The sequence below is a fragment of the Rosettibacter sp. KY25 genome (genome assembly GCF_057554405.1).
The window spans coordinates 113,384-129,373 of the sequence record NZ_BAAJAO010000008.1 but is presented as its reverse complement, the minus strand read 5'-3'; the positions used below and the strand labels follow the sequence as shown (position 1 = coordinate 129,373).

Below are 15,990 nucleotides of genomic sequence, written 5' to 3'. Positions count from 1 at the left end.
GGTGAATGATATGAACGATTTAATAAATGAAATAAATAAATTAAGAAAAGAAAAAAATGCTGTAATACTTGCTCATAATTATCAAATACCAGAGATTCAAGATTTGGCAGATTTTGTGGGCGATTCACTTGGATTATCTCAGCAGGCAGCCAAGACAAATGCAGATATCATTGTATTCTGCGGCGTTCATTTTATGGCAGAAACAGCATCAATTATTTCTCCTGATAAAAAAGTTTTAATTCCAGATTTACAAGCTGGATGCTCGCTTGCTTCTACTATCAATGCAGAACAACTTAGAAAATGGAAAGAAGAACATCCTGATTATATTGTTGTTTCTTATGTAAATACAACTGCAGAGGTAAAAGCAGAAAGTGATTATTGTGTTACTTCTTCAAATGCTGTTAAAGTTGTTCAATCAATTCCAGAAGATAAAAAGATTTTGTTCCTTCCAGATAAATTTTTAGGATTGTATGTAAGCACTGTAACAGGAAGAAAAATGGAAATATGGAATGGGGCATGTCATGTTCATGAAAAAATTGGAGATGTAAATTTTGACGACGCAAGAAAAGAACATCCCGATGCTGAATTTTTAATTCATCCAGAATGCGGATGTTCATCTTCGTGCATGTTGAAATCTCAACTCTACTTTGACTGCAAAAATGTTCATATCTATTCCACAGAGGGAATGATTAAACATGTTCTTAATTCTAATGCAAATGAATTTGTAATTGCAACAGAAGTAGGGATTCTTCATAGATTAAAAAAAGTAAGACCCGAAGCAAAATTTTATCCCTTAAGTGAAAATGCAGTGTGTGAATATATGAAGATGATTACACTGGAAAAATTATATAATTCTCTGCTTAATGAATTATATGAAATAAAAGTCCCGGAAGAAATTGCACAAAGAGCAAGACTTCCAATTGAACGCATGCTTTCAATTGTCTAAAAAATTATTGTATATGATAATTCTTGTAGGTTCAAAAAATCCGGTTAAAATTGAATCAGTAAAGGAAGCATTTTCTCTTTACTTTGATAATGTTGAAGTAATTGGATTTGAAGTTGATTCAGGTGTTTCACCGCAGCCTATCAATGATGAAACATTTACAGGTGCAAAAAATCGTGCTCTTAAGCTGTTAGAAATAAACAAGAATGAAAATCTCAAAGGAGATTTTTTTGTTGGCATAGAGGGAGGAATAATAAATCATTTTAACAAATGGTTTGCATTTGGATGCATGTGTGTGATTGATAAAGATGAAAAAATTGCATTTGGAACTTCTCCTCACTTTGAACTGCCGGAAATGATAATTTCAAAATTATTAAATGGAATTGAACTTGGAGATGTAATGGATGAAATAATGAATCAAAAAAATACTAAACAAAAAAATGGTGCTATTGGCTTTTTCACTAATGGTGTAATGAACAGAAAAGAACTTTATGTTGAAGGGTTAAAAGTTGCTGTGATTCCATTTTTGCATAATGAAATGTTCTTTAGTAAAAAATAAAATTGAGGTTGAAATGACTTTACCAATTTATCAGGTTGATGCATTTACTGGAAAAATTTTTTCCGGCAATCCAGCAGCTGTAGTTCCACTTGAAAAATGGCTTGATGATGAAATACTTCAAAACATTGCAATGGAAAATAATTTGTCGGAGACAGCATTTTTTGTGAAAGAAGAAGACAAATATCATATTCGATGGATGACACCTCAATCTGAAGTTCCTTTATGCGGGCATGCAACTCTTGCTTCGAGTTATGTGATTTTCAATTTCATTGAAAAAGATAAAAATAAAATTATCTTCAATTCCAAAAGCGGCAATTTAATTGTAGAAAGAAATGATGAATTGCTGACTCTGGATTTTCCTGCTAATAAACCTCATTTAGCAAATCCACCTTCTGAATTAAATGAGTGCTTTGATAAAATTCCACTTGAAGTTCTTGAAAATGGTTTCTTTCTTTTAGTTGTTTTTGATAATGAAGAATTTATAAAAAATTATACTCCAAATTTTAATCTAATTCGTAAACTACATAAACATGCTGTGATTATTACAGCTAAAAGTAAAACAGTAGATTTTGTATCCAGAGTATTTGTGCCAAATGAAGGAATTGATGAGGATCCTGTTACAGGTTCTGCACACACAGTTTTAACGCCGTATTGGTCAGAAAAACTTAATAAGAAAAAATTAATTGCACACCAGGTTTCAAAAAGGGGCGGGGAGCTGTTTTGCGAAGATTTAGGAAATCGTGTAAAAATATCTGGCAGAGCTGTTTTGTATATGACAGGAAATATTTATTTATAAATCACATTTCGAAAGATTATTTTAACCCGAATCTATTTTATTAATAAAAATATAAGCATATTTGCACGAAAAAATTTTCGCACTGCGAAAAATTTGCACAAATAATTTATTTTTATTGTTGAATTTTAATTCAATATAAGATGAAAAAAATCGTATTGATAATTCTTGCAATTGCGGGTATAATTTCTTGTGATGCACCAAGATTAAATCCTCTTGATTCACAAAATCCTAACAATAAATTAGGTTTAATAGATGGTTATGTTTTGTCTTCCAATCGTTCTGCTTTAGAAGGTGTAAAGGTAATCTGGAAAAATCAGAATGTTTTTGTATCAACTAATTCACAAGGATATTTCAGAATAGAAAATATTCAAATGAAAAATGGTATGCTGATTTTTGAAAAAGAAGGACTTGCAAAAGATTCAATTTATGTTGAATGGAACAATCAAAAAGTAAAACATTTACAGGAATTCATTTTGAGTTATGTCCGTGGTCAGCTTGACGGCTATGTTTTTACAGTTCCAAGAAATGCAGTAGAGAAAGTAATGGTTTTGTGGAAGAATCAAAATGTTTTTGCAGAAACTAATTCTGATGGCTATTATAAATTAGAAAATATCTCAATGAACGACGGCTGGCTTTATTTTGAAAAAGATGGTTTATCGCGAGATTCTTTTTATGTTGAATGGAACAATCAAGAAATAAAACACATACCCGATGTAATTCTCTATCCCACAATCGGAACACTTGATGGATTTGTTTATGCAGTTCCACATTCAGCTTTATCAAATGTAAAAGTTTTCTGGAAGAACCAAAACTTACTTGTCGAAACAAATTCATCTGGCTATTATAAGCTTGAAAATATTTCAATGAAAGACGGCTGGCTTTATTTTGAAAAGGAAGGATTCGCCAAAGATTCTGTTTATGTAAGATGGAATAATCAAAAATCAATTAGAGTAAATGAAGTAATTCTTTATTACACGATTGGAACGCTTGATGGATTTGTTTATGATATTTCCAGAAATCCTTTGAAAGATGTTAAAGTATTATGGAAGAATCAAAATATTTTTAGCGAAACTAATTCAAATGGTTATTATAAACTCCAGAATGTTTCTTTAAAAGATGGTTGGCTTTATTTTGAAAAAGAAGGATTTAAGAAAGATTCAGTTTATGTAAGCTGGGGTGGTCAAAATTCTTTAAGAATTAGTGATAGAACATTGAGTTATACCTCAGCAACAATTTTTGGTTTTGTTAAAACAGTAGCATTGCCGCGCAGAGTAATTCCAAATGTAAAAGTTTTCTGGAAAAATCAATCAATGATAACCGAAACAGATGCAGCAGGAAGATATCAATTCGACAATGTTATTCAAAACAACGGCTGGCTTTATTTTGAAAAAGATGGATACAGCAAAGATTCTGTTTTTGTTCAATTTAATAATCAACCAATTAAACAAATAGACGACAGATTTTTGAATGCTAATCCTCGTTTAACCGAGCTTTCAATTTATACAACTGTTCAGAATAGATATCCAGATATTCAAATTCAAAGACTCTATGTTCAAGCAGCAATTGCTGATGATGAAAATGATGTTGATTCAGTTTTTGTAAAAAACAGTTCATTGAATTTTTCTAAGAGATTAATTTTTAATCCAGAGACAAACAAATATGAAAATAATTTCAGGACAGTAGATTTAAAATTAAATTCCATCGAAGATGCAATAGGAACCGATTTTACGATTACAGCTAAAGACAAAGCAGGAAGAATTTTTACAGTTGGTTCATCAAGCATTAAAAGATTAATCACGCAGGAAATTATAATTGATTCGCCAGTCAACAGAGCGACGGTTAGCAGCAGCCCAACATTTGTGTGGAAAAAATTTTCACCCGGATTCAATTTTAAATTTGCTGTTCAGGTTTACACAGATGAAACTGCTCCAATTTTAGTATGGGAGAAAAAGAATATTCCAAAAGATGCAGTAGAAACAACATGTGATATAACTTTGCCAGCAGGTGATTATTTCTGGGTTGTAATTTGCATAGATGATTTTGGAAATAGTTCTATTTCAAAACCAGGAACATTTACGGTAAAATAATCAAAGAGATTTACGATGAAATTTATTCCCGAAAATATTAATTATATAAAAAATCTTTCAAAAGAAGAATTTGAAGCACTCTTTGAATTTAGTCAGCTTCTTAATTCATCAAGTTATCAAGAATCTTTTATTGAAGATGTAATTGATATTGTAATAAAAATTATTAATGCAGAACGAGGATTATTTGTTAAATATGATGAGGCAACAGACAGCTTTTCAATTATTACAGCAAGAAAAATTTCAAATGAAAGCATAACAGACCTAAATCAATTTTCATCAGGAATTCTTCAAAAAGTAATTAAAGAAAAAAGACCGCTATTATATCATGATGTAATGGGTGACCCAAATTTGTCACAATTTCAGAGTGTGCAAATTCATAGAATAAAATCTGTAATCGGTGTTCCAATAATGCGCGATGGAAAAGTTTGGGGTGTTATAATTGCCGACAGCACATTAGACCGTCGCGAATTTACAGAAGAGAATTTAATTTTCTTAAACTTCTTTTCAAATCTTGTTTCTCTAACTTTGGACAGAATTATCAGACTTGAAGAATTAGAAAAAGAGAACAGAATATTAACCAATAGACTTCAAGCTTCGGAAATCATTCCCGAGATGATTGGAAGCAGCACGGCAATTCAAAATCTGATTAAATTAATTTATAAAGTAGCTCAAACAGATGCAACAGTTTTGATAACGGGAGAAAGCGGAACTGGAAAAGAAGTTGCCGCCCGTGCAATTCATCAATTGAGCAAAAGAAAAGATAAACCATTTCTTGCACAATTTTGCGGTTCAATTCCAGATAGCCTTCTTGAAAGCGAGTTATTTGGTTACAAGAAAGGAGCATTTACTGGCGCAAGCACTGATAAGCAAGGTTTGATTGAAGCTGCAGATGGCGGAACATTTTTCCTCGATGAAATTGCTGATATATCAAGTGCACTTCAAGCAAAATTATTAAGAGTTCTCGAAAACCGCGAGATTATTCGACTTGGTGATACAAAAGTAAAAAAAGTAGATGTTAGAATTATTGCTGCAACAAATAAAGATTTGCATTCACTTACTAAAGAAGGACAATTCAGGGAAGATTTGTATTATAGATTAAATGTATTCCCGATTAAAATGCCGCCCTTGAGAGAAAGGAGAGAAGATATTCCACTGCTTGCAAGTTATTTCGTAAAAAAGATTGCAAAGAAAAATATTCCAATTGATACTTCTGCAATCAAAAAAATGGAAAGTTATTATTGGCCCGGAAATGTTCGACAGCTGATTAATGTGATTCAAAGAGCTATAATTCTTTGTGATTCTGATAAAATTTATGCAGACCATATAATACTTGAAGACAGTCAAGATTTAATGAATTTCAAAGGAACACTTAGAGAATTTGAATTGCTCCTTCTGAAAAAGCGACTTGAAGAATTTAACGGCAATAGAACATTGACCGCAAAATCGCTTGATGTTTCAGTCAGATGGATTCAACTGAAATTAAAAGAAATGGGTGAACAACAAAACGATGCTTAGTTCAACTGAAATATTGTTCGAAAAGTTTGAAATTCTTGATGTGCTCAAAAAAGATGAACATGCAGCGGTTTATCTTGCAAATCATATTTATCTAAGTAAAAAGATTATTTTAAAAGTTCTTAATACAGAAAAAATATCTGACCAAACATTAATCGAAAGATTCAAACGCGAAGCAAAATTACTTGCAAAACTTGACCATCCAAACATTATTAAAGTACTCGATTTCGGCACAAGCAAAGAATATTTCTATATTTCATTTGAATACATCGAAGGAGAAAGTTTAAGAAATCTATTGAAGCACAGAAATCTTTCTTATGACGAAAAAAAACTTTTGACAATTCAACTTTTCAAAGCTCTTCACTTTGCTCATTCAAATCAAATTATTCATCGAGATATAAAACCTGAAAATATTTTTATTGACCTAAACATGAACCTAAAGCTTGGAGATTTTGGTCTTGCTCTTTCTGCAGAAGATAATTATGTAACAAGTCCTTATTCTATTGTTGGAACACCAAGCTATATGTCGCCCGAACAGGTTGCAGGAGCAAAACTTACTTATCAAAGTGATTTGTTTTCTGCCGGTGTTGTGATTTATGAAATGTTTACCGGAAAAAATCCTTTTCTGAAAGAGAATGTTACTCTTACTTTAAATGAAATTATGTCTTTCAACGAAGACAGCATTCTTGAAGACTTGAATGATACCCCCGAAGAAATTAGACAAATTATTGTTCGTCTTTTGAAGAAAAAACCAGCACAGCGTTATAATTCTGCTCTCGAAGTTCTAAATGAATTAAATGTTCAGCCCGAACAATTAACAATTTCTTTCAGCAAAGAAGTTAAAGCGGATAATAAAAAAGTAAGGATTATAATTTCTGGACTTGCATTAATAATTATCATGATAGCAATAACATTTTTCTTAAATCAAATGCAGATAAAAAAAGCTTTGCCTTCAGAACAAAAAATCAATCAACAAAAAGTTGAACCACAGAAAGAGAAAACTGTAAGTAAAGAAGAACAACCAATTAGCAATAAAATAGATACAAGTTTAATTGCAACTCAGCCAGCCGAGAATAAAAAAAATACTGCAGAGAATATTGCAATTAGATACGGAGGATTATTTGTAGAATGTGTTCCGTGGGCAGATGTTTATGTTGATGGAGAAAAACTTGAGACCACTCCGATGAACAAACCATTGACTTTAACAGAAGGCGAGCACACGATTAAATTGGTTCATCCCGATTATCCAATTTATTCTGAAATTGTAAGAATTAATCATTCACAGGTTACAAGCATAAAAGTTTCACTTGAATCTCTTATGGGTTACATTAATTGCAAAGTTAATCCATGGGGAAATATTTATGTCAATGGAGATTTCAAAGGACAAACTCCTATGAAAGAACCTATAAGAGTTTTTCCGGGTTTTGTAAGATTATCAGTCAAAAATCCAAATTACAGAGATATTGATACGAGTTTTTATATTAAACAAGGAGATACTGTTAAGCTCAAGTTTGTATTAAAAGAAAAATAAGTGGTATAGAACTTGTTCTATACTCAAGAAAGAGGTGAGTATGAGGAGAAAAATTATTACGATATTAATGTTATTTGCACTGCCAATTTTTGCACAGAGTTATGAATGGCAGGTTGTAACTGGCTGGGATATGAAATATCCAGTATCAGGTGGTCAGGTAGTCTACGATACAGTCAGCAATAAATTTTATGTGCTTGGAGGAGAAAATTCTTCCAAAGAAGTTGTTGATTGGATTCAAGAATACAATATACTTTCGGGTGAATGGAAAATTGTTGGTAAAATGAATCAGCCAAGATATTTATTTGTAGCAAACATCTGGCAGTCACAAATTCTTTATTTCGGTGGGGTAAGTGAATTTGCTCAAGAAAAAAATGTAATGGAATCATGGAACTATAAGTCAATTCCATCCGACCCTGTAGTATTTGATACTTTGAAAGATTTTGCACGTGCATTTTCTACTGGATATATTAAAAATAATTTGTTGTATGTCATAGGAGGCGAACCAATTCCAAGTGGTGTAAGCGAGCTCGCTTATATTATTGGATATGATTTAATTAACAAAAAAATAATTTTTACTTACGGAACTACAAGTCAAAATCAACCAAAGCAACAGATGAGTATTCTTCTTGATAACAATATCTATATCTTTGGCGGAATATTAAATGGGGCTCTCTCTTCAATAAATAAATTTGATATAAGTAAAAATAAAATTGAAGAACTGCCGCAAAAACTTTTAACTCCACGAGCAGGAGGAGTTGCAATTTATAATCCTGTATTGAAGAGAGGTTTTATTATAGGCGGTTTTAATGAAACAGATAAAGCACTAAAATCTGTTGAAGCAATTGATATTTCGGCTGATGGAAAAGTTCTTGTTTATCCTTTTGCTTCTCTTAAATATGCAAGAAGGAATCCAATGGCAATTAATTATGGAAATACAATTGTTGTTTTTGGCGGAAGAGATGAAAATGGAAATATTGTTCCATACCTTGAAAAGCTGGTTTTAGTAACAACTGATGTTAAAAATGATGATTTGATACCAACAAATGATGAATTATATCAAAACTATCCCAATCCATTTAATCCAAATACAACAATTTCGTTTGAATTATCAAGAAATACATCGGTTTCGCTTGATGTTTATTCTTTGCTTGGACAGCATTTAATAACATTAAAACACGGCAATCTTCCTGCTGGAAAATATTCTGTTGATTGGAATGGGAAAGATAAATTTGGAAGAGATGTTCCTGCAGGAATTTATTTTGTATGCTTGAAAACAGATAATCTTATTCAAACCAGAAAAATGGTTCTTCTCAAATGATTAAAAAAATCTTTTTCTTTTTGTTGTTTCTATCATTAAATCTCTTTGCTCAAGAAATTTCTTTTGATAAAGTCAAAAGAGAATATGATTCATTTGAATATGAAAATGTTATTAAATATTCAAATGTGCTTTTGAAAGAAAAATCTTTGCCTGATTCTCTTTTGATTGATGTTTATTTAATGAGAGCAGTTTCATTTTATTCACTTGGTTATGAAGATTCAACAAAGGAAAATTTCAGAGATATTCTGAAAATAAAAAATGATTACAATGCCGACCCTTCTAAAATTTCTCCCAAACTAATTTCGCTTTTCAATCAAGTGAAAGTGGATTTTGTAAATAAATTAAAATCTGAAACCACCCCAATTGACAGAACACAGTTAATTCCCAAACAAAAATATTTTGATTATTCGCTTGTAAGAAATTCTTTAATTAGAAATGTTTTTTTGCCTGGCACGGGACAATTTTATTGTGGACTTAAAACAAAGGGCTCAATACTTGGAGTTCTTTCTTTGGTTAATCTTACAGGAGCTGTTTATTATATCTACGACACAAATAAAAAAGAAAATGATTATTTAAATGAAGTGGATAATTTATTAATTCAGCAGAAATATGATTTATATAATAAGTCATACAAAACAAGAAACATTTTAATTTTTTCCTACATTGCTTTGTGGATTTACAGCCAACTTGATTTATTGTTCTTTAACGATAGTGAAATTTTCATGAAAGAAATTGTTAATCCAGAATCTAATTCATTGATAATTAGGAATGGAGTTCAATTTAGTATAAGAATCCCATTTTGATTTATCAAAATGCTCGCCGAATAATTTTCCAACGATACGAAAAATATTCGCACACAAAGAGATTGAAATCTTATAATTTATTTGAAAAGTTAAATTTAATAAGTGGCATTTAAGTTGCACATATTATAGACACACACACAAACAAGCTCCGTCCTTAAGAGGCGAAGGTAAGTTCAAGTTTCAAAACCCTTCGCCTTTTTTATTTTAGATGGTTCTTTCCAATTTCATTTCTAATTATTTTTTTGAATATCATCCCAATACTTAGTTAAAAGAAATTTTTATAACTAATTGAATATTTATATATTAAGAAAGGAAAAAATTTTTTTCGTTTATGGAATTTAAAACTGAGAAATATCAAGATGTTGCCGTAGTTCATGTTTACTTAACAAGGGCTACTTTGACTAAAGCTGTAAAATTCAAAGAATTTGTTACAGAAATTATAAATGAAGGAACTACTAAAATTATTATTGACCTCACTTTGTGCGAATACATTGATTCAACATTTCTTGGAGCTTTAGTTTCGCAGTTGAAAAAGGTAAATTCATTGGGAGGAGACTTAAGACTGGTTTATAATAAAGATGTGCCCTCGCTTGTTTTTATGGTAACAAGAATGGATAAAGTATTTAAAGTATTCTCTACACTTGATGAAGCATTAAAAAGTTTTGGCATAGAAAATTCTAAACCTAAGCTTGAGTGGAAATAATTTTGTAAACCTTATCATTTTCTCTTACAAGTTCTTTACATGGAAAAGTAATATCAAAGCCTTTTTCTGCTTTTGTGATTTTATTTTCTTCTTGCATCATCTCTTCAATTTTTAATTCAACTACACCTGTAGTATTACCAATAATGTAAATTGAATCACCAATATTTAAATCATTGGCTTCTATTTTTATATAAGCAATTTTATTTTTTTTGTAATAATTCAAAACTTTACCAACATAAACCTTTCTTGTTGTTGCGATACTTCCGTATGCATTCGCATAACTTTCGGCTCCTGGGGTTCCAAAATAAAAGCCTTTTGAAAATCCACGATTGTAAACTTTTGATAATTCTTCTGTAAATTTTGTTTTAATCTCATCTGTTAATTTGTTTTCAAAATAGAGGTCTATTGCATTTCTGTAGACAGATACAACTTTGTAAATATATTCTGGACTTCTTTTCCTCCCTTCAATTTTGAATGCATCTATATTTGCTTCAATTAATTTATCGATGAAATCAACTGTGCATAAATCTTTGGGAGATAGAACATAACCATCACCAATTCTTAAACTGAATTTTTCATCTTTATCATAAATTTCGTATTCTCTCCTACATGGTTGAAGACATTCTCCTCTGTTTGCGCTTTTGTTAAATACTTCGTGGCTCATAAAACATCTGCCGCTTACTGCAATGCACATTGCTCCATGAATAAAAGTTTCTATCTCGATATCAACTTTATTTTTAATTTCTATAATTTTATCAAGAGTACATTCTCTTGCAAGAACAATTCTTTTTGCACCAAGATTTTTATAAAACTTAGCAGCTTCCGAATTTGAAATTGAAGCCTGTGTGCTTACACAAAAAGGCATTTCATATTCTTTGCATTTTTGAAGAACAGATAAATCCCATCCAATTATCATATCAATTCCATTTTCTTTAGCCGCAAGAATTATTCTGTCTAATTCGTCGAGTTCATTTTCAAAAATTATTGTATTTAATGTAAGGTGAGATTTAATTTTATTTTTTTTGCAGATGCTGGAGATTACTTTTAAATCCTTCAGTTCAAAGTTTTTTGCCATTGCCCGCATGTTCAGGGTTTCAACACCAAAATAAATTGCATCTGCCCCTGCTTTAATTGCTGCATTAAGCATACTCCAATCGCCGGCAGGAGCTAAAAGTTCAGGTTTATTTTTATATTTTGTTTCCATGGATATTCAAAAATAATTTAAAGACATTGTAAATCTATTTATTTAACAAATAATCTGCTTGTGAAAGAATCATGCATAAAAATTTTTACATTGCATTAATTGGAATAGGTATTGGAGGAATTGGTTTTGGATTGGTTACTCCTGTTACAGTAATGCTGCTTGAACAAAACAAAACGCCAGCGTTTATAACTGGAAGCATTACAATGGTAAATTATTTGAGTGTTGTATTATTCTCCCCAATTGCAGGAATGTTGATTGATAAGTTCAATGTCAAAAAAATTTTAGGACTGGGGTTATTAATTTGGTCGATAGGTGCATTGCTTCATGTTTTTTGGTATATCTATCCATTGTTATATGCTGTTAAGTTATTGATGGGAATTGGTGGAACTATGATTTTTGTTTCTACAGAATTTATAATCAATTATTACAGCGACGACAACAACAGAGGAAAAAATATTAATCTTTATGCAGTAATTTTATCAATTGGGATTGCTGCAGGAACAATTTTGATATGGACAATAAAAATTGCTCCGTGGCTTCCCTTTCTTATTGGTTCAATCGTGATGTTTATTGTGTTCATCTTTCAGATAATAATGTTTGAAGAAATAAAAAATGTTCATTCAGAAAAAGATGTTATAAAAATGCCTTTTTCAAGAATGCCTTTATTGAGTATAATTTCTGCAGCATTATATGGCTTTTTTGAATCATCAATTATTGTTGTCATCCCGATGTTTGGATTGAGAAATTTGTTTGATGTAAATCAAGTCTCTTATTTTATTGCATCTTTTGTTACTGGTGGAATATTGTTGCTTTATCTGATTGGTTTTATAAGCGATAAATTTAACAGACATAAATTGCTGTTGTTCATTTCACTTTTATTATCTGTTTTTATGATGCTTCCATCAATCTATACAAATTTTGTTTTCTTAATTAGCATTTTCTTTTTAATTGGTGGGATAGTTCCAGCTATTTATACTGTAGGCTTAAGTTATACAATTGAAAAGGTGGAAAAGAAATTTATGGCTCAAGCTAATGGCTATTTTATAATGATGTATGGAATTGGAACTATTGCAGGACCAATTTTAGGTGCTATGCTGATTGATTTGGATAAGAAATTTGGTTACTGGTTTTTTGCTTCAATTATATGTCTTTTGTTTTTTATCTTTTTCCGGAAAGGGAGAAATAATTCTTAGTATGTTTACTTGAATGAATTTATTATTTTAGAATAAAATTTATAGATAGTTTTATAAATGGAAAACAACTTGGCAAATATAATTGAAAATATTGATGAGATTGATGTGCCAGTTTTGATTAATTATCCTAAAGAGAAAAAGATTGTATCAAACTATAAATTAAAAAATCTTTTTGGCAATCCCGAAAGTTTTTATGCAGATTTTTGGGATAAAGAAAAATTTTATGATATAAATAATAATTTACTGCCACTTCAAGAATTACCTTTCATTAAAGCAGCAAATGAAAGAAAAAGCATTCCATTTTTTAGATTGAAGTATATTGACAAAAATTCATCAGAAAGGTTTTTTGTTATTAATTCATTGTTTATTCCAGAAAAGAATGAAGAATCTTATGTAATCTCGTTATTCACAGATGCAACAAAAGAAATTGGCATAGAACAATTATTAAAAGAATCAATTGGAAGCATTCAGGCAGTTCTTTATTCTACAAGTGCAGATGGAAGTGAGTATTATTTTATAACAGATGCAGTAAGACAATTATTTGGTTTTACTCCAGAAGAAATCTATCAAAACAAATTTTTGATTCTTCGAACAATTGCAAAAGAACATTTCGAAGCATTTAAAAATTTTATTGAAAAATTAAGGTCAGGCGAAGCTTCTATTGTTGAATATAAAATGAAAGATAGATTTGGAAAAGAACATTGGGTCAAACATTCTGGAGTTCCAATTTTAAGAAGCGGAAAAGTTATAAGAATTGTGGGAATAATTCTCGATATCACAGAAGAAAAGATAACAAGACTCAAACTTGAAAACTCAGAAGAAAAATTTCGAATGTTGATAGATACAGCTGATGATTTGATTTTTATGTTAAATGGTTTTGGCTATTTCAATATGGTAAATAAAAATGGTGCAAATGCACTTGGTTATAAACCAGAAGAGATGATTGGAAAACACTTTCTGGATTTTATCGACAAAGAAGACGAACCAAAAATTGCAGAAGCTTTTTCAAAAATTCTTACAACACAAGAAAAAATAATTTTTGAAGCATCATTTATTGACAGATTTGATAAAAGTGTTACATTTGAAATTCACTCAAAGCCAATGGTTGTTGATGGCGAAGTTTCAGGCATGATTGGAATTGGAAGAAATATTACAAACAGAAAACATGATGAACAAAAAATTCGCGAGCTTAATGCAAAATTAATCGAAGCCAATAGAATTATATCAATTGAAAGAGAAAGAGCTCGTCAAAAAATCAGCTTGCTCGAAGAATTAAGCAAACTGAAAAGTGAATTCATATCCAACATTTCACATGAATTAAGAACTCCTCTTGCATCTGTAGTTGGTTTTGCAGAAACCATTGCTACCGATGATGATTTACCTCGCGAAACTGTCAAAGAATTCAGTGAAATAATTTTGAACGAAGGAAGAAGATTAGCTAAAATAATCAATGATGTTCTTGATTTTTCTAAACTAGAATCCGGAGAAGAAGAATTAAAGAAAGAAGAATTTCTATTAAATAAACTCGTTGATGAAGCAGCATCTGAATTTTCTGAAGAGATTAAAAAGAAAGAAATTGTTTTATCAAAAGAATATCCAGAGCAGGAAGTAAAAATTTTTGCAGATAAAAGACGAATAAAACAGGCATTGAGCAATCTTATCTCAAATGCAATTAAATATACTCCAAACGGCGGAAGAATTTCTTTAATGATTGGTGATTTTGAAAAGGAAATTGAAATTACTGTAAGCGATACCGGCATCGGAATACCTGAAAAAGAAATTCCAAAGTTATTTCAAAAGTTCAGTAAAATTTATAGACCAAATGCACCTGTCTCGGGTGCAGGAATGGGTTTGGCAGTCGTAAAACAAATTGTTGATTTGCATAAAGGAATAATCAGAGTAAAGAGCGAAGAAAACAAAGGAACAACTTTTATTATAAGATTACCCAAATAAATTAAGAGGGTGAATTGGAAAAATTAATTTTTATTGTAGACGACGAAGAATCAATATTAAAAATGCTGACACATTGGTGTAAAAACCAATGGGGTTACAAAGTAAAAACATTCATCTCTGGAACAGAAGTCCTGAATGCTCTATCAGAAGAACCGGATTTAATTTTACTCGACATCATGCTGCCAGATATTAACGGTAATGAATTGTTGGTAAAGATAAAGCAGCAAAATCCTCAACTGCCTGTAATAATGCTTTCTGCTCAGGGAAGTATTGAAGTTGCTCTTGAATCAATAAGACTTGGAGCTTTCGATTATTTTCCAAAACCAATTGATAAAAACAAACTTGAATCTGCAATCAGAAATGCAATTAAAAATTATGACCTCGAACGAGAGTTAAAAAAATTAAAAGAAAATATTCAAAAAGAATACAGCTTTGATAACATTGTTTCTGCAGATAAAAAAATGCAGGAAGCCTTTAGAATGGTTTCAAAAGTTCTTGATAATGATATAACAGTTTTGATTCAAGGAGAAAGCGGAACTGGAAAAGAATTAATTGCAAGAGCAATACACTATAACGGAAAAAGAAAAAATGCTCCTTTTGTTGTTGTCAATTGTGCATCAATACCAAGAGAACTTTTAGAGAGCGAATTATTTGGACATGAAAAGGGTTCATTTACAGGTGCACATCAAAGAAAAATTGGAAAATTTGAACTGGCTAATGGTGGAACAATATTTCTTGATGAAATTGGCGAAATGGAAATGTCTCTTCAAGCAAAAATTCTTCGTGTTATTCAAGAAAAAGAATTTGAAAGAGTTGGCGGCAATGAAGTAATTAAAACTGATGTAAGAATTATTTCGGCAACAAACAGAGATTTAAAAGAATGTGTTGATAAAAAACTATTCAGAGAAGATTTGTATTATCGATTAAGTTCTTTTCCAATATATATTCCTCCTCTAAGAGAAAGAAAAGCTGATATTGTTGTTTTAATAGACCACTTCATCAAACAATTAAACATAAAGCATGGCAAAAACATCAAAGGTGTTACAAAAAATGCATTGAAACTAATGTATGACTATAACTGGCCTGGAAATGTTCGTGAACTTGAAAACACACTCGAAAGATGCATGATTCTTACAGATGGAGATTATATTGATGTTGATGTTCTGCCCCCTTCAATTACAGCTCAAACAATTTCAGTCGATTCTAAAACATCTCTCTTTTCAGATGATTCTCCGATAATTCCAATTGAAAAATTAGAAGAAATGGCTATTCGTCATGCAATTAAAGTGACAGGCAGAAATATGGTTGAAGCAGCAAGAAAATTAAAAATTGGAAGAGCAACTTTATATCGTTTAATAAAAAAATATAATATCGAAATTAAGTAGGAG

13 protein-coding genes are annotated in these 15,990 nt (G+C 30.7%); 12 read left to right on the top strand and 1 reads right to left on the bottom strand.

Annotation, left to right across the window (positions count from 1 at the left end):
* Window positions 1–10 precede the first annotated feature (10 nt).
* The 9 genes from nadA (at window position 11) to AC27L2_RS06855 (ending at window position 10,252) form a co-directional block, all read left to right on the top strand.
* Window positions 11–946 carry a quinolinate synthase NadA gene (gene nadA / locus AC27L2_RS06895; protein WP_487210982.1) on the top strand — a complete coding sequence of 312 codons (936 nt, stop codon included), beginning with the start codon at window positions 11–13 and terminating at the stop codon, window positions 944–946.
* The gene (gene yjjX / locus AC27L2_RS06890) at window positions 939–1,502 is read left to right on the top strand and encodes an inosine/xanthosine triphosphatase (RefSeq protein ID WP_487210981.1); all 564 of its coding nucleotides are present in this window, start codon (window positions 939–941) and stop codon (window positions 1,500–1,502) included. The genes nadA and yjjX overlap by 8 nt, the downstream gene beginning before the upstream one ends.
* A gap of 13 nt (window positions 1,503–1,515) precedes the next feature.
* The gene (locus tag AC27L2_RS06885; RefSeq protein WP_487210980.1) at window positions 1,516–2,298 is read left to right on the top strand and encodes a PhzF family phenazine biosynthesis protein; all 783 of its coding nucleotides are present in this window, start codon (window positions 1,516–1,518) and stop codon (window positions 2,296–2,298) included.
* Window positions 2,299–2,438: 140 nt separating this feature from the next.
* The gene (locus AC27L2_RS06880) at window positions 2,439–4,385 is read left to right on the top strand and encodes a carboxypeptidase-like regulatory domain-containing protein (RefSeq protein WP_487210979.1); all 1,947 of its coding nucleotides are present in this window, start codon (window positions 2,439–2,441) and stop codon (window positions 4,383–4,385) included.
* Window positions 4,386–4,400: 15 nt separating this feature from the next.
* Window positions 4,401–5,900, top strand: coding sequence for a sigma-54 interaction domain-containing protein (locus AC27L2_RS06875; protein ID WP_487210978.1), 1,500 nt, complete (start codon window positions 4,401–4,403; stop codon window positions 5,898–5,900).
* On the top strand, window positions 5,878–7,428 hold the full coding sequence (locus tag AC27L2_RS06870; protein ID WP_487210977.1) for a serine/threonine-protein kinase: 1,551 nt from the start codon (window positions 5,878–5,880) through the stop codon (window positions 7,426–7,428). The genes AC27L2_RS06875 and AC27L2_RS06870 overlap by 23 nt, the downstream gene beginning before the upstream one ends.
* 40 nt (window positions 7,429–7,468) lie before the next feature.
* Window positions 7,469–8,746 (top strand): T9SS type A sorting domain-containing protein, encoded by a 1,278-nt coding sequence (locus tag AC27L2_RS06865; protein ID WP_487210976.1) that lies wholly within the window; start codon window positions 7,469–7,471, stop codon window positions 8,744–8,746.
* Window positions 8,743–9,549, top strand: a complete 807-nt coding sequence (locus AC27L2_RS06860; RefSeq protein WP_487210975.1) for a hypothetical protein — start codon at window positions 8,743–8,745, stop codon at window positions 9,547–9,549. Before AC27L2_RS06865 ends, AC27L2_RS06860 begins: the two co-directional genes overlap by 4 nt.
* A gap of 331 nt (window positions 9,550–9,880) precedes the next feature.
* A complete protein-coding gene (locus AC27L2_RS06855; protein WP_487210974.1) occupies window positions 9,881–10,252 on the top strand; it encodes an STAS domain-containing protein in 372 nt (123 codons plus the stop codon).
* Here AC27L2_RS06855 and AC27L2_RS06850 read toward each other — a convergent pair.
* Entirely contained in the window at window positions 10,233–11,456 is a 1,224-nt protein-coding gene (locus tag AC27L2_RS06850; RefSeq protein WP_487210973.1) for a peptidase U32 family protein, read from the bottom strand. The two genes, AC27L2_RS06855 and AC27L2_RS06850, sit on opposite strands and share 20 nt — an antisense overlap.
* 71 nt (window positions 11,457–11,527) lie before the next feature.
* Between AC27L2_RS06850 and AC27L2_RS06845 the strand changes: the two genes are divergently transcribed.
* The 3 genes from AC27L2_RS06845 (at window position 11,528) to AC27L2_RS06835 (ending at window position 15,987) form a co-directional block, all read left to right on the top strand.
* Window positions 11,528–12,649 carry an MFS transporter gene (locus AC27L2_RS06845; RefSeq protein ID WP_487210972.1) on the top strand — a complete coding sequence of 374 codons (1,122 nt, stop codon included), beginning with the start codon at window positions 11,528–11,530 and terminating at the stop codon, window positions 12,647–12,649.
* Between the two features lie 69 nt (window positions 12,650–12,718).
* Window positions 12,719–14,602: a PAS domain-containing sensor histidine kinase gene (locus AC27L2_RS06840; protein WP_487210971.1), complete on the top strand. Its 1,884-nt coding sequence runs from the start codon at window positions 12,719–12,721 to the stop codon at window positions 14,600–14,602.
* Window positions 14,603–14,616: 14 nt separating this feature from the next.
* A complete protein-coding gene (locus tag AC27L2_RS06835; protein ID WP_487210970.1) occupies window positions 14,617–15,987 on the top strand; it encodes a sigma-54-dependent transcriptional regulator in 1,371 nt (456 codons plus the stop codon).
* Window positions 15,988–15,990: the final 3 nt, after the last annotated feature.

Bases quoted from the DNA above. Each gene is read 5' to 3' on its own strand.
- nadA (WP_487210982.1), top strand. From the start codon at position 11: ATGAACGATTTAATAAATGAAATAAATAAATTAAGAAAAGAAAAAAAT.
- AC27L2_RS06885 (WP_487210980.1), top strand. From the start codon at position 1,516: ATGACTTTACCAATTTATCAGGTTGATGCATTTACTGGAAAAATTTTT.
- AC27L2_RS06880 (WP_487210979.1), top strand. From the start codon at position 2,439: ATGAAAAAAATCGTATTGATAATTCTTGCAATTGCGGGTATAATTTCT.
- AC27L2_RS06875 (WP_487210978.1), top strand. From the start codon at position 4,401: ATGAAATTTATTCCCGAAAATATTAATTATATAAAAAATCTTTCAAAA.
- AC27L2_RS06865 (WP_487210976.1), top strand. From the start codon at position 7,469: ATGAGGAGAAAAATTATTACGATATTAATGTTATTTGCACTGCCAATT.
- AC27L2_RS06860 (WP_487210975.1), top strand. From the start codon at position 8,743: ATGATTAAAAAAATCTTTTTCTTTTTGTTGTTTCTATCATTAAATCTC.
- AC27L2_RS06855 (WP_487210974.1), top strand. From the start codon at position 9,881: ATGGAATTTAAAACTGAGAAATATCAAGATGTTGCCGTAGTTCATGTT.
- AC27L2_RS06850 (WP_487210973.1), bottom strand. From the start codon at position 11,456: ATGGAAACAAAATATAAAAATAAACCTGAACTTTTAGCTCCTGCCGGC.
- AC27L2_RS06845 (WP_487210972.1), top strand. From the start codon at position 11,528: ATGCATAAAAATTTTTACATTGCATTAATTGGAATAGGTATTGGAGGA.